18 protein-coding genes and 1 pseudogene are annotated in these 21,981 nt (G+C 65.8%); 16 read left to right on the forward strand and 3 right to left on the reverse strand.

Annotated features, from left to right (window positions below; genetic code table 11):
- Positions 1–345 precede the first annotated feature (345 nt).
- The 14 genes from NLX68_RS16485 (at position 346) to NLX68_RS16550 (ending at position 14,792) form a co-directional block, all read left to right on the forward strand.
- Entirely contained in the window at positions 346–1,278 is a 933-nt protein-coding gene (locus NLX68_RS16485) for a 4-hydroxyproline epimerase (protein ID WP_254284840.1), read from the forward strand.
- Positions 1,275–2,390 (forward strand): FAD-dependent oxidoreductase, encoded by a 1,116-nt coding sequence (locus NLX68_RS16490; RefSeq protein WP_254284841.1) that lies wholly within the window; start codon positions 1,275–1,277, stop codon positions 2,388–2,390. Before NLX68_RS16485 ends, NLX68_RS16490 begins: the two co-directional genes overlap by 4 nt.
- Complete coding sequence (locus NLX68_RS16495; RefSeq protein WP_254284842.1) at positions 2,383–2,619, forward strand: (2Fe-2S)-binding protein; 237 nt, start codon at positions 2,383–2,385, stop codon at positions 2,617–2,619. Before NLX68_RS16490 ends, NLX68_RS16495 begins: the two co-directional genes overlap by 8 nt.
- Positions 2,616–3,872, forward strand: coding sequence for an FAD/NAD(P)-binding oxidoreductase (locus NLX68_RS16500; protein WP_254284843.1), 1,257 nt, complete (start codon positions 2,616–2,618; stop codon positions 3,870–3,872). Before NLX68_RS16495 ends, NLX68_RS16500 begins: the two co-directional genes overlap by 4 nt.
- 56 nt (positions 3,873–3,928) lie before the next feature.
- A complete protein-coding gene (locus tag NLX68_RS16505; protein ID WP_254284844.1) occupies positions 3,929–4,678 on the forward strand; it encodes an AraC family transcriptional regulator in 750 nt (249 codons plus the stop codon).
- A gap of 242 nt (positions 4,679–4,920) precedes the next feature.
- On the forward strand, positions 4,921–5,739 hold the full coding sequence (locus tag NLX68_RS16510) for a transporter substrate-binding domain-containing protein (RefSeq protein WP_254284845.1): 819 nt from the start codon (positions 4,921–4,923) through the stop codon (positions 5,737–5,739).
- 10 nt (positions 5,740–5,749) lie between these two features.
- Complete coding sequence (locus NLX68_RS16515; protein ID WP_254284846.1) at positions 5,750–7,531, forward strand: aconitase X; 1,782 nt, start codon at positions 5,750–5,752, stop codon at positions 7,529–7,531.
- Positions 7,524–8,189 (forward strand): amino acid ABC transporter permease, encoded by a 666-nt coding sequence (locus NLX68_RS16520; RefSeq protein ID WP_010223883.1) that lies wholly within the window; start codon positions 7,524–7,526, stop codon positions 8,187–8,189. Before NLX68_RS16515 ends, NLX68_RS16520 begins: the two co-directional genes overlap by 8 nt.
- A 10-nt stretch (positions 8,190–8,199) precedes the next feature.
- Complete coding sequence (locus NLX68_RS16525; protein WP_010223884.1) at positions 8,200–8,850, forward strand: amino acid ABC transporter permease; 651 nt, start codon at positions 8,200–8,202, stop codon at positions 8,848–8,850.
- On the forward strand, positions 8,843–9,565 hold the full coding sequence (locus tag NLX68_RS16530) for an amino acid ABC transporter ATP-binding protein (RefSeq protein ID WP_010223885.1): 723 nt from the start codon (positions 8,843–8,845) through the stop codon (positions 9,563–9,565). The genes NLX68_RS16525 and NLX68_RS16530 overlap by 8 nt, the downstream gene beginning before the upstream one ends.
- Before the next feature lie 96 nt (positions 9,566–9,661).
- On the forward strand, positions 9,662–10,690 hold the full coding sequence (locus NLX68_RS16535; protein ID WP_254284847.1) for a proline racemase family protein: 1,029 nt from the start codon (positions 9,662–9,664) through the stop codon (positions 10,688–10,690).
- 124 nt (positions 10,691–10,814) lie between these two features.
- Positions 10,815–11,732 (forward strand): dihydrodipicolinate synthase family protein, encoded by a 918-nt coding sequence (locus NLX68_RS16540; RefSeq protein ID WP_010223887.1) that lies wholly within the window; start codon positions 10,815–10,817, stop codon positions 11,730–11,732.
- Positions 11,733–11,802: 70 nt separating this feature from the next.
- Positions 11,803–13,185, forward strand: coding sequence for a fosfomycin efflux MFS transporter AbaF (abaF, locus tag NLX68_RS16545; RefSeq protein WP_254284848.1), 1,383 nt, complete (start codon positions 11,803–11,805; stop codon positions 13,183–13,185).
- A gap of 26 nt (positions 13,186–13,211) precedes the next feature.
- A complete protein-coding gene (locus NLX68_RS16550; RefSeq protein ID WP_254284849.1) occupies positions 13,212–14,792 on the forward strand; it encodes an aldehyde dehydrogenase (NADP(+)) in 1,581 nt (526 codons plus the stop codon).
- A 24-nt stretch (positions 14,793–14,816) separates the two neighbouring features.
- Here the strand turns inward: NLX68_RS16550 and NLX68_RS16555 are convergent, their stop codons facing one another.
- Entirely contained in the window at positions 14,817–15,824 is a 1,008-nt protein-coding gene (locus NLX68_RS16555; protein ID WP_254284850.1) for an Ldh family oxidoreductase, read from the reverse strand.
- A 215-nt stretch (positions 15,825–16,039) separates the two neighbouring features.
- Here NLX68_RS16555 and NLX68_RS16560 point away from each other — a divergent pair, with 215 nt between their 5' ends.
- Positions 16,040–20,614 carry an NEL-type E3 ubiquitin ligase domain-containing protein gene (locus tag NLX68_RS16560; RefSeq protein ID WP_254284851.1) on the forward strand — a complete coding sequence of 1,525 codons (4,575 nt, stop codon included), beginning with the start codon at positions 16,040–16,042 and terminating at the stop codon, positions 20,612–20,614.
- Between the two features lie 70 nt (positions 20,615–20,684).
- On the opposite strand, the pseudogene NLX68_RS16565 reads toward NLX68_RS16560, so the two are convergent.
- Positions 20,685–20,902: pseudogene (locus NLX68_RS16565) on the reverse strand (DUF1330 domain-containing protein).
- Between the two features lie 74 nt (positions 20,903–20,976).
- On the opposite strand from NLX68_RS16565, the gene NLX68_RS16570 reads away from it, so the two are divergent.
- Positions 20,977–21,675 (forward strand): 3,4-dihydroxy-2-butanone-4-phosphate synthase, encoded by a 699-nt coding sequence (locus tag NLX68_RS16570; RefSeq protein WP_254284852.1) that lies wholly within the window; start codon positions 20,977–20,979, stop codon positions 21,673–21,675.
- Positions 21,676–21,720: 45 nt separating this feature from the next.
- Here the strand turns inward: NLX68_RS16570 and NLX68_RS16575 are convergent, their stop codons facing one another.
- Positions 21,721–21,909, reverse strand: coding sequence for a hypothetical protein (locus NLX68_RS16575; RefSeq protein ID WP_254284853.1), 189 nt, complete (start codon positions 21,907–21,909; stop codon positions 21,721–21,723).
- Between the last annotated feature and the right edge of the window lie 72 nt (positions 21,910–21,981).

Below are 21,981 nucleotides of genomic sequence, written 5' to 3' on the forward strand. Positions count from 1 at the left end.
TCAATGGCCTGAGCCCTGTCGACTACAGGGCTCAGGCTGCTGGTTAATACTGTCCAACTTTAGGGGGGCAGTCCAGTGGATCTGCATGCACCAACCTGTGGGAGCTGGCCTTGCCAGCGATCGAGCGCGAAGCGGTCGTAATCCAGACAACACCAAATGTGTTTGATCTACCGGCCTCATCGCCGGCAACGCCGGCTCCCACAGAGGTTGCGCATGCCGGCCCATAGTTGCCAGGGCACAACCACTATGCCGATTTCGTCATCAGCGCGACATAAAGGCATCAAGCCTGAGCGCTGAGGGACAGGCCACTCTGTCGTTCACTTCCCTGAACGGACGCGGCCTTCGATGAAACGCATTACCGTGATCGACTCCCATACCGGCGGCGAACCGACCCGCCTGGTCACCGACGGATTCCCCGACCTTGGCAACGCCAACATGGCCCAGCGCCGCCAGCGCCTTGCCCAGGAATACGATCAATGGCGCACTGCCTGCATGCTGGAGCCGCGCGGCAGCGATGTGCTGGTCGGCGCGCTGCTGTGTGAACCGGTGGACCCGAGCGCCTGCGCCGGGGTGATCTTCTTCAACAACAGCGGTTACCTGGGCATGTGCGGCCACGGCACCATCGGCCTGGTGGTGTCGCTGGCGCACCTTGGCCGGATCGGGCCGGGCGTGCACCGCATCGAAACCCCGGTCGGCACCGTGCAGGCGACGCTGCACGAGGACCACTCGGTCAGCGTGCGCAACGTGCCGGCCTACCGTTACCGCAAGGACCTGGTGCTGGACGTGCCGGGCCTCGGCCGGGTGGTTGGCGATGTGGCCTGGGGCGGCAACTGGTTCTTCCTGATCGCCGACCACGGCCAGCAGGTCGCCGGCGACAACATCGAGGCGCTGACGGCCTACACCTACGCCGTGCAACAGGCGCTGGAGCATCAGGGCATTCGCGGCGAAGACGGCGGCCTGATCGACCATATCGAACTGTTCGCCGACGACCCCGGCGCCGACAGCCGCAACTTCGTACTCTGCCCCGGCAAGGCCTACGACCGCTCGCCCTGCGGCACCGGCACCAGCGCCAAGCTCGCCTGCCTTGCCGCCGACGGCAAGCTGCAGCCAGGTCAGAGCTGGCGCCAGGCCAGCGTGATCGGCAGCACCTTCGAGGGCTCGTTCGAGGCCGACGGCGAGCGCATCATCCCGACCATTCGCGGCCGCGCGCACATCAGCGCCGAAGCCACGCTGATCCTTGAGCAAGACGACCCGTTCGCCTGGGGCATTCGCCCGTGAGCGGCGCTGCCGTGGCCGATGTGATCGTGATCGGCGCCGGTATCATCGGCGCGGCCTGTGCGCAGTCGCTGGCCGCGCGCGGGCTGCAGGTGCTGGTACTCGATGCCGGCCTGCACGGCGCCACGGCAGCCGGCATGGGCCACCTGCTGGTGCTCGACGACAACCCCGCAGAGCTGGCGCTGAGCCAATATTCGCTGCAACGCTGGCGCGAACTGGCCCCGCGGCTACCCGAGGACTGCGCCTACCGCAGCAACGGCACCCTGTGGCTGGCGGCCAACGCCGAAGAAATGGCCGTGGCCGAGCACAAGTTCAACGTCCTGCAAGCACAGGGGGTGACCTGCGAGCTGGTCGCCGGGCACGCCCTGCGCCAGCGCGAACCGGCGCTGCGCGAGGGGCTGGAAGGGGGTCTGCTGATCAATGGCGACGGCATCCTCTACGCGCCGGCCACCGCCCGCTGGATGCTGCAATCGCCACGTATCGAACAGCGCCGGGCGCGGGTCACTGCGCTGCAAGGCAACCGCGTGCGCCTGGATAACGGCCAGTGGCTGAGCGCCGAGGCCGTGGTGCTGGCCAACGGCATCCAGGCCGTTGACCTATGCCCGGAACTGCCGATCGAACCGAAAAAAGGCCATCTGCTGATCACCGACCGCTACCCCGGCACTGTCACCCACACCCTGGTGGAGCTGGGCTACGTGACCAGCGCCCACACTGCCAGCGGCCCGTCCACCGCGTGCAATATCCAACCGCGCCCGACCGGCCAGCTATTCATCGGCGCTTCGCGCCAGTTCGGCACCACCGACCCGGCCGTGGAAGGCTGGATGCTCGCGCGCATGCTCAAGCGCGCCACTGAATACATGCCAGACCTGGCACACTTGAATGGCATCCGCGCCTGGACCGGCTTTCGCGCCGCCAGCCCCGACGGCCTGCCGCTGGTGGGCCGCCATCCGCACCAGGACGGCCTGTGGCTGGCGGTCGGCCACGAAGGGCTGGGGGTCACCACTGCCCCGGCGACCGCCGACCTGCTGAGCGCGCAACTGTTCGGCGAAACGCCGCCACTGGCGGCCAGACCCTACCTGCCAGATCGTTTCCTGGGAGCACTCGCCCATGCCTGACCTGACCCTCGATGGCCGCCCTCTGCGCGTGGCCGACGGCACCAGCGTGGTCGCCGCCCTGGCCCTGGGCGGCGATGGCTGCTCGCGCACCTCGGTAAGCGGCCAGCGCCGCGCACCGCTGTGCGGCATGGGCATTTGCCAGGAATGCCGGGTGCGCATCGACGGCCGCCAGCGCCTGGCCTGCCAGACCCTGTGCCGTGACGGCATGCAGGTGGAGACCCGCGCATGAACGAACACACCAACCTGCTGATCATCGGCGCCGGCCCCGCCGGGCTGGCTGCGGCACTGGCCGCCGCGCCGCGGGCCGCGCGCATCGTGCTGCTCGACGACAACCCGCTGCCGGGCGGGCAGATCTGGCGCGACGGGCCGCAGGCCAAGGTACCTGCCCAGGCCCGACAACTGCGCGACCAGGTACTCGCCTGTGTCAATGTGCAGTACTACAGCGGCACACGCGTGATCGCCCAGCCCGGCCCGGATACCCTGCTGGTGGAAGACGCCGAGCGTGGCTGGCAGATCCGCTACGACCGGCTGATCCTCTGCACCGGCGCCCGTGAACTGCTGCTGCCCTTCCCCGGCTGGACCCTGCCCGGCGTCACCGGTGCCGGTGGCTTGCAGGCACTGATCAAGGGCGGGATGCCGGTGCACAACCAGCGCATCGTCATCGCCGGCAGCGGCCCCTTGCTGCTGGCCAGCGCCGCCACCGCCAAACACCACGGCGCCCGGGTGCTGCGCATCGCCGAACAGGCCTCGGGCGCTGCCGTCACAGGCTTCGCCGCTCATTTGCCACGCTGGCCGCGCAAGCTGTTGCAATCGATCAGCCTGTTCGACCGCCAGTACCGCACCGCCAGCCATGTACTGGCCGCACTGGGCACCGACCGTCTCGAAGGCGTGCGCCTGAAGCACAAAGGCAAGGTGGTGGAAATGGCGTGCGACCGACTGGCCTGCGGCTTCGGCCTGATCCCCAACATCCAACTCGCCGAGGCTCTGGGCTGCGCCGTGGAACAGCAGGCCATTGCCGTCGACGCCTGGCAGGCGACCTCGCAACCCGGCATCTATGCAGCGGGCGAATGCACCGGTTTCGGCGGCAGCGAGCGCGCGCTGGTTGAAGGCGCGATTGCCGGCTGTGCAGCCACCGGCAATCGCCAGGCGGCGCAGCAGCTATGGCGCCGCCGCGCCCGCTGGCACGGTTTTGCCAGCGCGCTGAACAACGCCTTCGCCCTGGACCCTGCACTCAAGTCGCTGGCCACTGCCGACACCCTGGTGTGCCGCTGCGAAGACGTCCCCTATGCCGCCCTCGTCGGGCATCGCGACTGGCGCCAGGCCAAGCTTGCCAGCCGTTGCGGCATGGGCGCCTGCCAGGGCCGGGTGTGCGGCGCGGCCACCGCGCACCTGTTCGGCTGGCAACCCTCGGCGCCACGCCCGCCGTTCAGCCCGGCGCGCATCGACACCCTGCTGTGCCTGGAGGAAACCGGCGACGCTTGAGATAAACGCCGGGGGCGCACTATGATCCCGACGGTCGCCCCCGGAACGTCAGCGCCATGCACGCCACGCTCAACCACTTCGCGCCCTGCGACCTGCCGACCCTGCTCAGTAGCCTGCAACCCATTGCACCGCTGCTCGACACCCTCAACGACGTGGTGTTCTTCATCAAGGACCGCGAGGCGCGCTACGCCTTCGTCAACCAGACCCTGGCCCGGCGCTGCGGGCGCAAGCACCGCGAAGAACTGCTCGGGCTCACCGCCGAGCACGTATTCCCCGCCCGCTTCGGGCCGCTCTACACCGAGCAGGACCGCCGCGTGCTCAGCAGTGGCCGGGAACTGGCCGACCAGCTCGAACTGCACCTTTACTACGGCAATCAGCCGATCTGGTGCCTGACCCACAAACGTCCGCTCAAGGACGCCGAGGGCAACATTGTCGGGCTCGCCGGTATTTCCCGCGACCTGCAATTACCCCAGTCGAACCACCCGGCGTTCCACAAGCTTGCCGCCGTCGACGCGCATATCCGCGCCCACTTCAGCCGCCCGATCAGCCTCGCCGAACTGACCGCGATCGCCGGGCTGTCGGTGGCGCAACTGGAGCGCCACTGCAAGCGCATCTTCCAGCTCACGCCGCGGCAGATGATCCACAAGGCACGGCTGGAGGAAGCCTCGCGCCTGCTGCAAGACCTCGACCTACCGATCACCGACATCGCCCTGCGCTGCGGTTATACCGACCACAGCGCCTTCAGCCGCCAGTTTCGCGCCCTCACCGGGCTTTCGCCCAGCCAGTACCGCGACAGCCAGCGCTAAGTGTTCCTTTATCGGGCGCCGCGCACAGGCAGTGCTCCGATATGTAACACCTGCGCTACGCCCATCCGTCTGCGCTAAAACCGCCCGCACCCGCCCTTGTTTGCTTCAGGCGCCCTAGCTCACGGGCCGAAGAATTATTCCTACATCCACAACAGAACAGGCACGGCCATTGCACTAGAAAATATCGTATACGAAATTACCAATACGATATCTAACAGCACTTACCCACCCCCGAGGCACCTATGAAAAACCGCACATTTGCCGTAGCCCTCAGCGCTGTTCTCAGTACCGCCTGCATTAGCAACGCCCAGGCCGACAAGCTCGACGACATCATCGGTTCCGGCAAGCTGCGCTGCGCCGTGACCCTGGACTTCCCACCGATGGGCTTTCGCGACGAAGCCAACAAACCTGCCGGCTTCGACGTCGACTACTGCAGCGACCTGGCCAAGGTGCTGGGGGTCGAACCGGAAGTGGTCGAAACGCCCTTCCCCGACCGTATCCCGGCGCTGGTCTCCGGCCGTGCCGACGTGATCGTGGCGTCCACCTCCGACACCCTCGAGCGGGCCAAGACCGTCGGCCTGACCGTGCCCTACTTCGCCTTCCAGATGGTGGTGCTGACCCGCGACAACACCGGCATCAACAGCTTCGATGACCTCAAGGGCAAAGCGCTGGGCAACACCAGCGGCACCTACGAAGCCATTGCCCTGGAAAAAGATGTGAAAAGCTGGGGCAGCGGCACCTTCCGCGCCTACCAGTCGCAGAACGACACCCTGCTGGCCGTCGCCCAGGGGCACATCGACGCCACCGTGGTCACCAACACCGTCGCCGCGGCCACCCTCAAGTCCGGCAAGTACAAGAATCTCAAGGTCGCCGGCAATGCCCCCTACGTGATCGATTACGTGTCGCTGGGCGCCAAGCGCAACGAGTATGGCCTGCTGCGTTACCTGGACCTGTTCGTCAACCAGCAGGTGCGCACCGGGCGCTACAAGGAGCTGTTCACCAAGTGGGTGGGCACCGAGATCGCCCCGACCGACCTGACCGTGCCACAGGTCTACTACTGAGGTGGGCAGCATGACCAGCACACCCATTGCCCTGACCGGGCGCAGCCTGGTCGAGGGCGCGGCCCAGGGCCCCTTGCTGTTCGCCGATACCGGGTTGAGCTTCTGGGGCGGGGTTGACGCCTCAAGCGGCGAAGTCATCGACCGTCATCATCCACTGAGCGGCCAGCGCATCGCCGGGCGCGTGCTGGCGATTCCCAGCGGGCGCGGCTCGTGCACCGGCAGCAGCGTGATGATGGAACTGATCAGCAACGGCCACGCACCGGCGGCACTGGTGCTGGCCGAAGCCGACGAGATCCTGACCCTCGGCGTGCTGGTCGCCCAGACCCTGTTCGGGCGCTCCCTGCCGGTGCTGTGCATCGGCAAGGAGGCCTTCGCCGGTTTGCGCGGTGAAGGCTTTGCGCGGGTCGAAGGGGAGCGCCTGAGCCTGTTTGCCCAGGCGCCCGCCACCCACTGGCAGGCCCCGTCGTTTACCCCGGCTGACCGGCCATTCAACAGCGCCCTGAACCTGAGCCCGCAGGACCAGGCGCTACTCGATGGCAGCCATGGCAAAGCCGCGCAGATGGCGATGCAGATCGTCCTGCGCATGGCCGAGCTGCAAGGCGCCGAGCAGTTGCTGGACGTGACCCAGGCCCATATCGACGGCTGCATCTACACCGGCCCCGCCAGCCTGCGCTTTGCCGAACAGCTGGTGCAGTGGGGGGCGAAGGTGCGGGTGCCGACCACGCTCAATTCCATTTCAGTCGACCAGCGCCGCTGGCGCGAACTGGGCATTGACCCGGCACTCGGCGAGCCTGCCAGTGCCCTGGGCGATGCCTACATGGCCATGGGTGCGCAGATGAGCTTCACCTGCGCGCCGTACCTGCTCGACAGCGCGCCGAGCCAGGGTGAACAGATCGTCTGGGCCGAATCCAACGCCGTGGTCTACGCCAACAGCGTCCTCGGCGCGCGCACCCTCAAGTACCCCGACTACCTCGATATCTGCATTGCCCTGACCGGCCGCGCGCCGCGCATCGGCTGCCACCTGGACAGCCAGCGCAAGGCCCGGCTGATTGTGCAGGTGCCGGCGCTGGCAGCGCTGGACGACAGCTTCTATCCGCTGCTCGGCTACCACATCGGTGCCCTGGCCGGCTCGCGGATACCCCTGGTGTACGGGCTGGAACAGGCGCAGCCAAGCCTGGACGACCTCAAGGCGTTTGGCGCCGCCTTTGCCACCACCTCGGCGGCGCCGCTGTTTCATATCGCCGGGGTCACCCCCGAAGCGCTGGACCCGGCGCAAGTGCTCGAACCTGACGCCAGCCTGGCCACCGAGCGTATTGAACTGAAGGACCTGCTGCACAGCTGGCGCGCGCTCAACAGCGCCCGCGAGCCGCGGGTGGATGTGGTGTCGCTGGGCAACCCGCATTTTTCCTTCAGCGAATTCGCCGCGCTCGCGCAGCTGTGCCGGGGCCGGCACAAGCACCCGGAGGTGGTCGTGGCCATCACCTGCGGCCGCGCGGTGCTCGAACAGGCCCGCGCCGCCGGGCTGATCGCCGGGCTTGAACGTTTCGGTGTAACGCTGGTGACCGACACCTGCTGGTGCATGCTCGGTGAACCGGTGATCCCGCCAGCGGCGCGCACGCTGATGACCAACTCCGGCAAATATGCCCACTACGGGCCGGGCCTGGCCGGCCGCCCAGTGCATTTCGCCAGCCTCGCCGAGTGCGTCGAGTCGGCCTGCAGCGGCCAGGCCAGCGGCCGCTTGCCGGCCTGGCTGCAACCGGCTGCCTGCAAGGAGGGCCCCGCGCATGTTTGACTACACCTTCCAGTGGCGCTCGGCACTGCGCGCATTGCCAGACATGCTGGCCGGCGCCTGGGTCACCTTCGAGACCGCCGCGCTGTCGATGATCTTCGGGGTCCTGATCGCCCTGGCCCTGACCGTGATGCGCGAAGGCAAGCAGCCGCTGCTGCGCGGCTTTGCCAATGGCTGGGTGTCGATCGCGCGCAACACGCCCTCGCTGTTCCAGATCTACATCCTGTACTTCGGCCTCGGTTCCCTGGGCCTGCACGTCAGTTCCTGGATCGCCCTGCTGGCGGGCATCACCTTCAACAACGCGGGGTACCTGGCAGAAAACTTTCGCGGCGGCCTCAAGGCCGTGCCAACCACGCAGGTGCGCGCGGCGCGCTCGCTGGGCATGAGTGCCTTCCAGACCTACCGGATGATCGTCATCCCGCAACTGCTGCGGGTGGTGTTCTACCCCTTGACCAACCAGATGGTCTGGGCGGTGCTGATGACGTCGCTGGGGGTGATCGTGGGCCTGAACAACGACCTGACCGGCGTGACCCAGGACTACAACGTCAAGACCTTCCGCACCTTCGAATACTTCGCCCTGGCGGCGGCGCTGTACTACGTGATTGCCAAGGCGATCGTCGCGCTGGCCCGGCTGATGGCCTGGCGGCTGTTCCGTTACTGAGGAGCTCGGCATGTTTTCCACCGGTTTTACCTGGAACGACTTGGTGTTCCTGCTCGACGGGGCGCGCATCACCTTGCAGTTGACCTTCTGGGCCATCCTCCTGGGCACCTTTGCCGGGCTGCTGTTCGGCCTGGCCCGGGCCCTGTGGCCACGGCTCAGCCTGCCACTGGCGTGGGTACTGGATGTGTTTCGCAGCGTGCCGCTGCTGATCCAGTTCGTGTTGTTCAACTCGTTCAAGAGCATCGTCGGGCTCGACATCAGCGCCTTCAGCGTCGGCTGCATCGTGCTGGGTGTCTACACCGCCGCGTACTTTACCGAGATCGTCCGTGGCGGTGTCCTGGCGGTGTCGCTGAGCGTGCGCCGGGCCAGCCGTTCGCTGGGCATGAGTTACCTGCAGGACCTGCGCTGGATCGTCCTGCCGATGGCCACCCGGGTGGCGTTTCCCGGCTGGCTGAACCTGGTCCTGGGGGTGATGAAAGACACGGCGCTGGTGATGTGGATCGGCATCGTCGAACTGCTGCGCGCCTCGCAGACCATCGTTACGCGGATTCAGGAACCCCTGCTGGTGCTGTGCATCGCAGGCCTCATCTACTACGTCATGAGCCTGGTGGTTGCCCGCCTGGGCGCCCGTCTGGAAAGAAGGTGGCAGGAAAATGATTGAGATCGAGAACGTACACAAATCCTTCGGCGACCTCGAAGTGGTCAAGGGCGTGAGCCTGACCGTGGACAAGGGCGAAGTGGTGTCGATCATCGGCGGCTCGGGTTCAGGCAAGTCGACCTTGCTGATGTGCATCAACGGCCTGGAGCCGATCCAGAAAGGCAACATCCGCGTCGACGGCGTCGAGGTCCACCACCGGGCCACGGACCTCAACCGCCTGCGCCAGAAGATCGGCATCGTGTTCCAGCAGTGGAACGCCTTCCCGCACCTGACGGTGCTTGAAAACGTCATGCTCGCGCCGCGCAAGGTGCTCGGCAAGAACAAGGAAGACGCCGAGGCGCTGGCAGTGAAACAACTGACCCACGTGGGCCTGGGCGACAAGCTCAAGACCTTCCCCGGCAAACTGTCCGGCGGCCAGCAGCAGCGCATGGCGATTGCCCGGGCGCTGGCGATGTCGCCGGACTACATGCTGTTCGACGAGGCCACCTCGGCGCTCGACCCGCAACTGGTGGGTGAGGTGCTCGACACCATGCGCATGCTGGCCGAGGACGGCATGACCATGGTCCTGGTGACCCACGAGATACGTTTTGCCCGAGATGTGTCGGACCGGGTGGCGTTCTTCCGTAACGGCCTGGTGCACGAAATCGGCTCGCCGGACCAAGTCATCGGCAACCCGTTGCAGCCGGAGACGGCGGCGTTCTTGAAGTCGGTGAAATAGAAGCATCGCGGGGCAAGCCCGCTCCTACAGGGATCTTTGTAGGAGCGGGCTTGCCCCGCGATGAGGCCTGCCCTAACAACACAAGGAGTCCTGTGAATGCGTTCATCCAAGATCATCCACATCGTCAACTGCCACGCCGAAGGCGAAGTCGGCGACGTCATCGTTGGCGGCGTCGCCCCGCCCCCTGGCGCCACCGTCTGGGAGCAATCACGCTGGGTCGCCGCAGACCAGACCCTGCGCAACTTCGTCCTCAACGAGCCGCGCGGCGGCGTGTTCCGCCACGTCAACCTGCTGGTCCCGCCCAAGGACCCGCGCGCGCAAATGGCCTGGATCATCATGGAGCCGGCCGACACCCCGCCGATGTCCGGCTCCAACTCGCTGTGCGTGTCCACCGTGCTGCTCGACAGCGGCATCCTGCCGATGACCGAGCCCGAGACGCGCCTGGTGCTCGAAGCCCCCGGCGGCCTGATCGAGGCCGTCGCCCAATGCCGCGACGGCAAGGTGCAGCGGGTGGAGGTAAAAAACGTACCGTCCTTCGCCGACCGCCTCGACGCCTGGATCGAGGTCGAAGGCCACGGCTCCCTGCAGGTCGACACTGCCTACGGTGGCGACAGCTTCGTCATTGCCGATGCCCGGCAGCTGGGCTTTGCGATCCGCCCCGACGAAGCCAAGGACATTGTCGAGATCGGCCTCAAGATCACCCGCGCCGCCAACGAACAACTGGGTTTCAGCCACCCGCTGAACCCGGACTGGGCGCACATTTCCTTCTGCCAGATCGCCGCGCCCGTCGAGTACCAGGACGGCGTCGCCAGCGGCGCCAACGCCGTGGTCATCCGCCCCGGCAAGATCGACCGCTCGCCCTGCGGCACCGGCTGCTCGGCGCGTATGGCGGTGCTGCAGGCCAAAGGTCTGATGAAGGTCGGCGAGCGTTTCATCGGCCGCTCGATCATCGGCTCGCAGTTCGACTGCCGCATCGAATCACTGACCGAAATCGCCGGGCGCCCGGCCATCTACCCGTGCATTTCCGGCCGTGCCTGGATCACCGGCACCCATCAATTGCTGCTCGATCCAAGCGATCCCTGGCCGCAAGGCTACCGGTTGTCGGACACCTGGCCCGGCGCTTGAAGCCTAACCCCTTGATTTCTAACCACCCTTGAAAACCGATCAGCCACAGCCGTGAAAAAATGCTGGTCCACACCAATCACTTGAAATATCGTATACGAAATACAATAAACAACCGGAGAACACCATGAGCAAGTACGTAAACTGGAGCGGCGTCTTCCCTGCGGTCACCACTCAATTCAACGACGACTTCTCGATCAACCTGGAAAAGACCCACGAGGTGATTTCCAACGTGATCCGCGACGGCGTCTCGGGCCTGGTGGTCTGCGGTTCGGTGGGTGAGAACACCTCGCTGAGCGCCGAAGAGAAGATCGCCGTCACCGAGGTCGCCGTCGATGCCTCCCGCGGCCGGGTTCCGGTGATCTGCGGCGTAGCCGAGTTCACCAGCGTGCAGGCCGCCAAGGTGGCCAACGCGGTGCGCCAGGTTGGCGTCGACGGCGTGATGCTGATGCCGGCGCTGGTCTATGGCTCCAAGCCGTTCGAGACCGCCGAGCACTACCGTTACGTGGCCAAGCACACCGACGTGCCGCTGATGGTCTACAACAACCCGCCGATCTACAAAAACGACGTCACCCCGGACATCCTGATTTCCCTGGCCGACTGCGACAACGTGGTGTGCTTCAAGGACTCCTCCGGCGACACCCGCCGCTTTATCGACGTGCGCAATGAAGTGGGCGATCGCTTCGTGCTGTTCGCGGGCCTGGACGACGTGGTCCTGGAAAGCATCGCGGTCGGCGCCCAGGGCTGGGTCTCGGGCATGTCCAACGTGTTCCCCAAAGAGGGCGAGACGATCTTCCGCCTGGCCAAGGCCGGGCGCTTCGCCGAGGCCATGCCGATCTACGAATGGCTGATGCCGATCCTGCACCTGGACGCCCGCGCCGACCTGGTGCAGTGCATCAAGTTGTGCGAAGCCATCGCCGGTCGCGGCAGCGCGCTGACCCGTCCGCCACGCCTGGCCCTGCCGGAAGCGGATCGCGTCTACGTCGAACAGATCATGGCCAAGGCCCTGGCCAACCGTCCGCAGCTGCCGGACGTCGGCCTCTGAGTGATTGCCGGGCCGGCTCCGCCCAAGGAGACCGGCCTGCCTGTTTTGCGTCCATACAGGAAACGCCAGCATGTCCAGTCACCCTTCCAGCGCAACCAGCCCTTCGGGCTTGAAACGTGTCGTGGCCGCGGCCATGGCCGGTACCGTCGCCGAATGGTATGAATTCTTCCTCTACGGTACCGCCTCGGCACTGGTCTTCGGCCAGCTGTTCTTCCGCCAGACCGACAGCCCCGTCGACGGCATCATCGCTGCCTTCGCCCTCTATGCCGTGGGCTTTCTCGCCCGCCCGCTGGGCGGCTTGGTGTTTGGTCACTACGGTGACAAATTCGGCCGCAAGCGCTTGCTGCAACTGAGCCTGGTGGTGGTCGGCATCACCACCTTCCTCATGGGCTGCCTGCCGGGCTTCGACAGCATCGGCTATGCCGCGCCGGTGTTGCTGGTGCTGCTGCGGCTGATCCAGGGTTTCGCCTTCGGCGGCGAATGGGGGGGCGCCATCCTGCTGGTGTCCGAGCACTGCCCGGACAACCGCCGCGGCTTCTGGGCCAGCTGGCCACAGGCCGGGGTGCCGGCCGGTAATCTGGTGGCGACCGTGGCCTTGCTGCTGTTGTCGAGCAACCTCTCGGAAGAACAGTTCCTGGCCTGGGGCTGGCGCGTGGCCTTCTGGTTCTCGGCGGTAGTGGTGCTGATCGGCTACTGGATCCGCACCAGTGTCGACGACGCGCCAATCTTCAAAGAGGCCCAGGCGCGCCAGGCGCAGAAAGCCGAGCAACAACTGGGCGTGGTCGAAGTGTTACGCCATCACTGGCGCGCGGTGCTGGTGGGGATCGGCGCGCGCTTTGCCGAGAACATTCTCTACTACACCGTGGTGACCTTCTCCATCACCTACCTCAAGCTGGTGGTGCATAAGGACACCTCGCAGATCCTCCTGCTGATGTTCGGCGCACACCTGCTGCATTTTTTCATGATCCCGCTGATGGGTTACCTGTCCGACCTGGTCGGGCGCAAGCCGGTGTACCTGACCGGCGCGGTGCTCACCGCGTTCTGGGGCTTCGTCGGCTTCCCGCTGATGGACACCGGCAACAACTGGCTGATCATGGCCGCGATCACCCTGGGCCTGGCCATCGAGTCGATGACCTATGCGCCCTACTCCGCGCTGATGGCCGAGCTGTTCCCGACCCATGTGCGCTACACCGCCCTGTCGCTGTGCTACCAGGTGGCACCGATTTTCGCAGGCTCCCTGGCGCCACTGATCGCTATCAGCCTGCTCAATGAGTTCCACAGCTCGACGCCGATCGCCTGGTACCTGGTCGGCGCCGCGCTGATCTCGATCGTCGCCGTCGGCCTGACCCGCGAGACCCGCGGCAAGTCGCTGCACCAGGTAGACGCCGAGGCCGCTGCGCGTATCGCTGCCGGGCAAGCGGTGCCTGTTCGCCAAGGCCGTTCGCTGGCCTGACCCCCCCATTTTCTCAGGAGTGTTCCATGGCGGATATCATCGGCCACAACTACATCGGCGGCGCGCGCAGCGCCGCTGGCACCCTCACCCTGCAGAGCCACGACGCGGTCAGCGGCGAGGCCTTGCCCTATCAATTCCACCAGGCCACCGCCGACGAAGTGAATGCCGCCGCCAAGGCGGCTGCGCACGCTTACCCGGTGTTGCACAGCCTGTCGCCAGAGCGGCGAGCGCAGTTTCTTGAGGCCATCGCCGCGCAACTAGAAGCCCTGGGGGATGATTTCATCGCGCTGGTGACCCGCGAAACGGCGCTGCCCGCTGCCCGAATCCGCGGCGAGCGCGGGCGCACTTGCGGACAGATGCGCCTGTTCGCCCAGGTGCTGCGCCGGGGCGATTTTCTCGGCGCGCGGATCGACCGCGCGCAACCGGATCGCCAACCGCTGCCACGCGCCGACCTGCGCCAGTATCGCCTGGGCGTCGGCCCGGTCGCCGTGTTCGGCGCCAGCAACTTTCCGCTGGCCTTTTCCACCGCCGGCGGCGACACCGCCGCTGCACTGGCCGCCGGCTGCCCGGTGGTGTTCAAGGCCCATAGCGGCCACATGGCCACCGCCGAACGGGTCGCCGACGCGATCATCCGCGCGGCCGAACTCACCGGCATGCCCAAGGGCGTGTTCAACATGATCTACGGCGCCGGCGTCGGCGAAGCGCTGGTCAAGCACCCGGCCATCCAGGCCGTAGGCTTTACCGGCTCGCTCAAGGGCGGCCGTGCGCTATGCGACATGGCGGCGGCGCGGGCGCAACCGATCCCGGTATTCGCCGAAATGAGCAGCATCAACCCAGTGCTGGTACTGCCCCAGGCACTGGCCCAGCGTAGCGAGCAGATCGCCCGCGAGCTGGCCGCCTCGGTGGTGCTCGGCTGCGGACAGTTCTGTACCAATCCGGGGCTGGTCATCGGCCTGCGCTCACAGGCGTTCAGTGCATTTACCGAACAACTGGCCGCGCAACTGGCCGAGCAACCGGCACAACCCATGCTCAATGCCGGCACCCTCGCCAGTTACCGCAAGGGCGTCGAGGCGCTGCTCGCACATCCGGGTATCCGCCACCTGGCGGGGCGTCCGCAACAGGGCAACCAGGCGCAGCCGCAGCTGTTCAAGGCGGATGTGAGCCTGTTGCTCGACGGCGATGCGCTGTTGCAGGAAGAGGTTTTCGGGCCGGCCACCGTACTGGTCGAGGTGGCCGACAGCAGCCAATTGCAGCAGGCCTTGCACGGCCTGCACGGTCAGCTCACCGCCACCCTGATCGCCGAAGCCGCGGACCTGCACGCCCACGCCGGGCTGGTGCCGCTGCTGGAGCAAAAAGTCGGCCGCGTGCTGTTCAACGGCTACCCGACCGGCGTCGAAGTCTGTGATGCGATGGTGCATGGCGGGCCCTACCCGGCCACCTCGGATGCCCGCGGGACCTCGGTCGGCAGCCTCGCCATCGAGCGCTTCCTGCGCCCGGTGTGTTACCAGAACTGCCCGGATGCGCTGTTGCCGCCCGCATTGCAGAACGCCAACCCGCTGGGCATCGCTCGCCTGGTCGACGGCCTAAGCAGCCGCGCCGCTTTGTAGGAGCGGCGGCGACCCTACAGGGGTTCAGGCCAGCAGCGCCCTGAGATCGTGGTACAGGGCCTGCGGGATCTCCACGCCCTCCACCAGGCTGCGCGCGCGTGCTGCATAACGGCGCGCAGACGGCAGCCGCGCGCCCTGCCCTTCGATGCTCTCGAATACCGCTTCGGCGCGGGCCAGGTGCTGATCGGCGGCATCGCCCAGAAACCTGCGCGGGTCCAGGGCGATCAGCAATTCGCCGTGGTAGGGCGAGGCTTTGCTGCCGTCGGCATGGGCCAAGGATTCGGCACTGGTCAAGTCACCGATCAAGGGACCGGCGATCAGCTCGACCATCGCCGCCAGCGCCGAGCCCTTGTGCCCGCCGAAGGTCAGCATCGCGCCACGGTCCAGGACCACATTGGGGTCGGTGCTGGGCTGGCCGTGCTCGTCGACACCCCAGCCTACGGGAATGGCCTGGCCCGCACGCCGATGCAGTTCGATGTCACCCCGGGCGATGGCGCTGGTGGCGAAGTCGAATACGTAAGGAGGCTTGCCCGCCCGCGGCCAGCCGAAGGCGATGGGGTTGGTACCAAACACCGGCCGATGCCCGCCGGCAGGTGCGACCCAGGCATGGCTGGGGGTAAATGCCAGGGCCACCAGGCCGGCCTCGGCCAGTTGCTCGATCTCGACCCACAACGCGGAAAAGTGCACACAGCGGTTAATCGCCAGGGCTGCGATGCCGTTGCTGCGGGCCTTGGCTTGCAACACCGGCAAGCCGGCCTGGAACGCCAACTGGGAAAACCCGCCGCCGGCGTCCACCCGCACGATCGAGGGCGCCTGGTCAATGACGTCGGGGCGCGCATCGGCGACCACCTTACCGGCTTTGAGCGAACTGACGCAGCCCAGTACCCGGTACAGGCCATGGGACGCGCAGCCATCGCGTTCGCCGGCGACGATGGTGTCGCTCACCGCCTGGGCGTGGTCGGCGCCAAAGCCGTTGTGCAAGAGGATCGAACAGGCAAGCGAATGGGCTTCGGACAGGGTCAGTCGGGTCATGGTCATCTCCTTGGGCTGACTGTCCAGCCTGCCCTAAGCCAGCTGCGCCGACTTGATCGCTTTAGCCCCGTGCGATGACGAACTCGGCACAGTGGGAGCGGCGGTGCGACGACTCGACTTGCCCTGCGATGGCCTCACTCCACAATTAACTACCGCAGGCCGCCCCTATCTCGATGATTCCATGCCACCTCACTCACCACGAGATGCTTGTGATCATGTCCTTTTCCCAAACTTCCTCCTCTGCAAGTACCGTGCGGCATTTTCGCACCCTGCTCTCCCCGCTTGAAACCGCCGACCAACCGCAATGGTTGCTGGCTGCAACCCCGCCCCAGAAGCGTTTGCTCGCCGAACTGCAGCAGCACGGTCGCCAGGCCCGCAAGGCGGCCATGGAGCACTTTGCCAGGCTTTCCACCGTGTACGACTACGCCAGGCAATTCGATGACTTCGGCATCAAGGACAGCAAGGACATCACCCCCGCCGACCTGGCCAGGCACAGCAACGCCGACCTTGTGACCTACACCGCCTACCTCAAGCCGCACTTTCGCCTGGCATCGCTACGCGAGGACAAAATGGATGCCTTCGAAGCAACCCTGCGCGAAGAAGCGCTGATTGCGCAGATCCAGGGCCATGTACAGGCGAGCGGTTCGAGTTGCCTCAAACAGGTCCTGGCCAATCTGGCGCAGGACAAGCGAGGAGAAACACCCTCCCAGGTGCTCTTGAGCACTCGCCATCCGCTGCTGCACCTGACGGTGCTGGGTACTGTCCCCGTGCCGCAGATCCTGCTGATCTGCCACGACAGCAGCGACGATAGCCACTGCGTTGCCTTCGTGCCGGGCCACCCGCAACACCCGCTGAAGGAATACCCCAACCGCCGGCACTTCCTCGCCAGCCTGCAGCGGGAACTGGAGAACGCCGAGTTCCAGGCGTTCTTCGAACGTTTCATTCCCGTGCGTCATCATTCAGCCTTCTGGGCCGGCTGGCACGACACCAGCGATGCCGCCGCCGGCCCGGCGCTGGCCACCGCAGCAGTGGCATCCGGGTTGCGCGGCTGGGCGTTCGACAAGATGGTCGAACGTATCACCGACGATGCCTGGACCCTGGTGCGGGCCACCTTGGCGGATGGCCTGGGTAGCAGCGGCGAGATACGCAATTTTTCCACGCTGATTCAGAGCCACCTGATGTTGGGTGCGGGCGTCGGCGTCAGCGCAGGCGAAGAAGTGGAAGGACGCAGCCCCTCCGACAGCATCGCCCCCCTGCGCTGGGTGCGCTTGCCCGATGGCAGCCTCGAGCGCTGGCCTGTGGACCTGAGTCGCTACCGTCTGCGCGGCGATGTCGAGGCCGGCGAGCCTGATGAGCAAGGCCTCTACCAGATCAACGGCGGCAATGCGATCTGCATCAACGGACACTTCTATCTGGTCGAGAGGGACAACGCGCTGAAAAAATGGCGTATCACCAGCCGGACCGAAGAAAACCGCTACGCGCCGATCCTCGAGCACAACCAGCACGGTGCCTGGCACCATAGCCTGGAGCAGCCGCAGCATTGGAACAGGCTGGCGCTGCTGCGGCGCCTGGGGCCAATGGTGCAGGGCTTCAGCGATGATCAACTGCTGGATTTCGCCTGCATCAGTGGCGTCAGCAACGCCCAACTGCGCCGGGTCTACAGCCTCGACGAAGCGCCGCCGGCAATGTTGCGCGAAACCCTGCTGCGCGCGCGCATCCACGCCTCGGTGGCCGAAACCCTGCAATTGATCAAAGAAGGCAAACCCCTGCCCGACGGCGATGAAGTGCCCGTGCTGTACAGCTTCCGGCAACGGGTGGACATTCGCCTGGACCGCGGCCCGGCGTACAGCCGCCCGCGGCGCAGCCCGGGAGATGCCCCGCCGACGGGTACCTGCTCGGCCGATCAGGCCTGCAACAGGCCACCCGAGGACGTCTACCAGGAGTGGGTCAGCCGCCTGAACGCGGCCATTTTCAACCACCGCTACGAACTGGCGCAGATCAACGTCGACATCACCGTGGTGGAACTGCAACGCCACTACCCGGACATCCCTCTGACCCTGACCCGCTTTGCCCTCGACCGCGTCAGGGCAGAAGTGCGCAATGCGTTGCGCGCCCCCGGCCAGGGTCTGCTGCGCAGCCTGAGCGAAGACTTCGATCCGTTGCAGGAAGACGTGCGCATGACCCGGGCGCTGGAGGGTTTTATCAACCCATCCACCGCCAACGGGGACACCTACAGGCTGGCTGTGGGCTTGCTCGAATACCTACCGGGCTGGCCACCGGGCACCGGCCTGATCCTGCGCGAAACGTACCTGGGGCCAGTCCAGGCTTCGGTCGGCCCGGTACACGTGGATTCCACCAGTGTGTACCGGGACGAGGAAGAAGGCTGGTTCGCCAGCAGTGCGCATCAGGTCCTGCATAGCCAGGACTCCACCGCGCTGGGCTTTTACCGCAGCGTGCTGTACGCCCTGGGTGAATCACTGAGCCAGGGCCTGGGCTTTGGCCTGAACGAGCCTGAACGACTGCACCAGCAGCTTGGCGAGCTGGCCATGGCCCGCCCGGTGCGCGCGCGACTGCTGTTGGGAATGCCGGTGCATCGCCCCTGGCTCACTCCCGTAGCCCTGGATCCAGCCCAGCGCAGCGACCCGCAAGGCGGCGGCCCCGGCCTGTTCGAGCGTGAACCTGTCGCCGTGCGTCTGCGCGCGCTGCACAGCGGCCAAGGCATGTTCGTGCTGAGCGCCCCCTTCGCCGAAGACTTTATTCGGGAGCTGCTCAGGCGTGATGAGCCGGTTCTGGAGCGGGTCCAGCAACTGGAACGCGAACATCACGCCCTGCGCAGCTTGCAGGCCTGGGTCGCAGGCGGCGCGGACATTCGGACCCGGGCTGCCCGTGCCAATGCGGCAGACCGGGTGAGGTTTGCCTGGGAATCGCAACTCAACCTGCGCATGGTCCAACTCGATCTGACTGACGCGAATCTGGACGAGTTGCCACCTGTTCCAGTGCCCTTGCCGGCTGTCGAAGCGCTGACCATCAGCGAGGTGCCCATCACCACGGTGGGCGATGGCTTCCTGCAACGCCTGCCCAACCTGCGCCATATCGACCTCAATAGCCCCACGCTTGCCAACCTGCCGCAATCCCTTGGCGACCTGGCGCACCTGACGCACCTGGATCTGTCACGCACGCGAGTGCTGCCCGGGACCTTGCACATGCTGAGCCGGGCGCGCCATCTGCAGAATCTTTACCTCAATGACATGAACGTCAATGGTTTCCACTGGACTGCGCAGGATATGGCCGCTGTCAGCGCAAGCCCGGTCTTGAGTACCCTGACGATAGAGCGCACCGACGCCTCGTTCGCCGACGGAGTCTTCGAGGTGCTGAGCCGTGCACCCAGCCTTGTAGCCCTCAGACTGGGCGAAAACCACTTGCACCTGGGGGCAAGCGAAGTAGCGGCACTGGCCCGGATGACCCGCTTGCGCATGCTTGATCTGTCTGGCAATGCACTGGTTGCCGCACCTGACTTCAGCCAGATGAGCGACCTGGAGGATCTCAACCTGCGCAACACCGGCCTTACCCATTGGCCTGTCGGCCTGGAGCGGCTTGGGCATCTGGCCGAAGTGGATCTGCGCGGGTTGTTCTTCTACAGCGTGCCAATGGGTGCCGGGAGCAATGCCGCCCTGCAGATCCGTGAAGAGTCGATCCCCCAGGAAGATCGCGTACGTTTTCGCAGTGAACTGGAGGCCGCCGGCGGGGAATTTTTACTGGCGGATCACTCCAGCGCCTCGAGTGCCGGTTCAGAGAGCAGTGGCTCCGGGATTGGCGGCCCCCTGACCCCCGCGGCCCTCACTGCACAGCTGCTCGTCGGCCTTTCACCGCAGGATCGCCAGCAAGCAGACTCCCTGCGTGCCGACCCGGCGGCGGCGAATTTCTTCGCGGTTCTGCGGCGCATGCACGGGCGTAATCGCACGCGGCTGGCTGACATCCAGGCCGTGCTTCGCGCGGCATTCAGCGAAGAGGTACGCCACGCGCTGTTTGAAGTGGTCGACGAGATCACCTGCGTCGACCGGGATGCGCTGATGTTCTCGCAAATGCAGAACCTGGCCGAAGCCGCACGGATCATGTCCGGCATCCCGGAAGACAGCACACCCCATGAGATGCTCGGCTTTGCCATCAGCCAATGGCGTTCGGCGCGGCTGCAGGAATATGTGGCGGAAAGTACTGCCGCCTGGCGTCGCCAGGGCTTTGATGTCAGCGACCCGGTGGAGGTTGAGCTGTACTTTCGCCGGCACCTGGCCGAGCGTCTGGGCCTGAGGCACCCACCCACCGAGCAGGCCTTCAGTGTCTACACCCGCTGGGTAACCCCGAACATGCTTGAGCAGGCGGCCCGCAGTGTGATCGCCGAGCAGCAAAACCTGCTTGAGCTCTATCTGGTCAGGCAAGCGTTCTGGCAACGCTACCTGCGATTCGCCCATGCCCGCCAGATGTCGTTGATCGACACCTGGCGCGCGCAGGTGGGGGGTTACCTGGATAGCCTGGCCAGCGAAGCAGAACTGCCTGGCGAACTGCCCGAGTTCGAGCACCTGCAACTGAGCCGGGTGCTGGCCCAAGTACGCGGCGTGCCAGTAGCAGAGGCACTTTCCGTCGGTCTACGGCTGAACTCAGTCCAATACACCCGAGCCTACGAGGTACTGGCCACCTTGGTCGAGCAAGCCATGCTCGAGCTGAGCACGCCGTTGCTCAGTGCTTACCAGCAGCAAAGCGGCGAACCGCGTCCGGGGCCGTCCTGGCGTTCTTGAGCCAGTAACCCCATCGCAGGGCAAGCCCGCTCCCATGGTTGGAGCGGGCTTGCCCCGCGATGAGTGATATTCACACCCCCTCGACAATAATCACCTCGGCCCTCGCCACTCCCTGCCTGAACGCGCGCGCCTGTTGATACTCATCCGACCGGTAACACGCCAGCGCCCGCTCATAGGATTCGAACTCGATCACCACACTGCGCTGCGGCGTCGCCCTGCCCTCCATGGCCTCGCTGCGCCCACCTCGGGGTCGCTGACATCGACATGAGCAATCCAGTAAGCCTTCATTGCACGCTCCCGCCTTAGATTAATTTGTATTATGGTATACCACAAAATCTAACCCAGACAGCGAGCACGCCGCAATGCCCTTCAACAGCATCGAAGACATCCTCGAGGACTACCGCCAGGGCAAGATGGTCTTGCTGGTGGACGACGAAGACCGTGGCCTGATCTGCCTGACCCTGACCGACGAGCACTGCCAGCGACTGGGTCTTGAGCAAATGGTTCCGGCCAATGGCAGCGCCTTCAGCACCGCCTTTACCGTGTCGATCGAAGCGGCGCGTGGGGTCACCACTGGCATCTCTGCCGCCGACCGCGCCTGTGGCGTGCTGACCCGCGCCGGGCACACCGAGGCCGGTTGCGACCTGGCGCGCCTGGCCGGTTTCAGCCCGGCCTCAGTGATCGTCGAGGTGCTTAACGGTGACGGCAGCATGGCCCGGCGCCCGGACCTGGTCGGCGCCGAGTACACCGGCCCCGCCAACTGGACCTTGTGGGCGGCGCTGCAGAAAGTGGCTGACGAAGGCTGCGGGGTGGTGGTGATCCTCGCCAACCATGAGTCCTCGCAAGCCCTGCTTGAACGGGTACCGCACCTGACCCAGCCACCGCGCCCTTACCCGCGCGGGCAATCGCGCAGCTACTCGCAGGTGGGTACCGGCGCGCAGATTCTCCAGGACCTGGGCGTGGGCAAGCTGCGTCACCTGGGCCCGCCACTGAAGTATGCAGGACTTACCGGCTATAACCTGGAAGTGGTGCAGAGCATCCCGTTCAGCGCTGCCTTGTAGGGCCTATCGCGGGGCAAGCCCGCTCCCACAGTGTGGATCCCCGGGCTAGTCCTGCGCCTCGGGGAAATTGCGGCAACTCTTGCGCTCGGCCAGCTCCTTGTCACTCGGACGCTGCGCCACGAACACGGCACGGCCATCCTTGTAGATTTCCAGATAGCCCCATTCCAGGTCCTGTTCATGTTGACCAGGCTTGGGCGGATTGCGCCACCAGGGTTCGCGACTGATCAATTCCATGGCAATGGCTCTCGCTGAAACACATTACTTCACTATAGACGGTAGACCGCGACGGCTCTGTCTCGGGCATCT

The sequence above is a fragment of the Pseudomonas sp. SBB6 genome, assembly GCF_024213215.1.
GTDB lineage: Bacteria > Pseudomonadota > Gammaproteobacteria > Pseudomonadales > Pseudomonadaceae > Aquipseudomonas > Aquipseudomonas donghuensis.

Bases quoted from the DNA above. Each gene is read 5' to 3' on its own strand.
- NLX68_RS16510 (WP_254284845.1), top strand. From the start codon at position 4,921: ATGAAAAACCGCACATTTGCCGTAGCCCTCAGCGCTGTTCTCAGTACC.
- NLX68_RS16555 (WP_254284850.1), bottom strand. From the start codon at position 15,824: ATGACCCGACTGACCCTGTCCGAAGCCCATTCGCTTGCCTGTTCGATC.
- abaF (WP_254284848.1), top strand. From the start codon at position 11,803: ATGTCCAGTCACCCTTCCAGCGCAACCAGCCCTTCGGGCTTGAAACGT.
- NLX68_RS16550 (WP_254284849.1), top strand. From the start codon at position 13,212: ATGGCGGATATCATCGGCCACAACTACATCGGCGGCGCGCGCAGCGCC.
- NLX68_RS16485 (WP_254284840.1), top strand. From the start codon at position 346: ATGAAACGCATTACCGTGATCGACTCCCATACCGGCGGCGAACCGACC.
- NLX68_RS16575 (WP_254284853.1), bottom strand. From the start codon at position 21,909: ATGGAATTGATCAGTCGCGAACCCTGGTGGCGCAATCCGCCCAAGCCT.
- NLX68_RS16535 (WP_254284847.1), top strand. From the start codon at position 9,662: ATGCGTTCATCCAAGATCATCCACATCGTCAACTGCCACGCCGAAGGC.
- NLX68_RS16520 (WP_010223883.1), top strand. From the start codon at position 7,524: ATGTTTGACTACACCTTCCAGTGGCGCTCGGCACTGCGCGCATTGCCA.
- NLX68_RS16495 (WP_254284842.1), top strand. From the start codon at position 2,383: ATGCCTGACCTGACCCTCGATGGCCGCCCTCTGCGCGTGGCCGACGGC.
- NLX68_RS16530 (WP_010223885.1), top strand. From the start codon at position 8,843: ATGATTGAGATCGAGAACGTACACAAATCCTTCGGCGACCTCGAAGTG.
- NLX68_RS16500 (WP_254284843.1), top strand. From the start codon at position 2,616: ATGAACGAACACACCAACCTGCTGATCATCGGCGCCGGCCCCGCCGGG.
- NLX68_RS16515 (WP_254284846.1), top strand. From the start codon at position 5,750: ATGACCAGCACACCCATTGCCCTGACCGGGCGCAGCCTGGTCGAGGGC.
- NLX68_RS16540 (WP_010223887.1), top strand. From the start codon at position 10,815: ATGAGCAAGTACGTAAACTGGAGCGGCGTCTTCCCTGCGGTCACCACT.
- NLX68_RS16505 (WP_254284844.1), top strand. From the start codon at position 3,929: ATGCACGCCACGCTCAACCACTTCGCGCCCTGCGACCTGCCGACCCTG.
- NLX68_RS16570 (WP_254284852.1), top strand. From the start codon at position 20,977: ATGCCCTTCAACAGCATCGAAGACATCCTCGAGGACTACCGCCAGGGC.
- NLX68_RS16525 (WP_010223884.1), top strand. From the start codon at position 8,200: ATGTTTTCCACCGGTTTTACCTGGAACGACTTGGTGTTCCTGCTCGAC.
- NLX68_RS16560 (WP_254284851.1), top strand. From the start codon at position 16,040: ATGTCCTTTTCCCAAACTTCCTCCTCTGCAAGTACCGTGCGGCATTTT.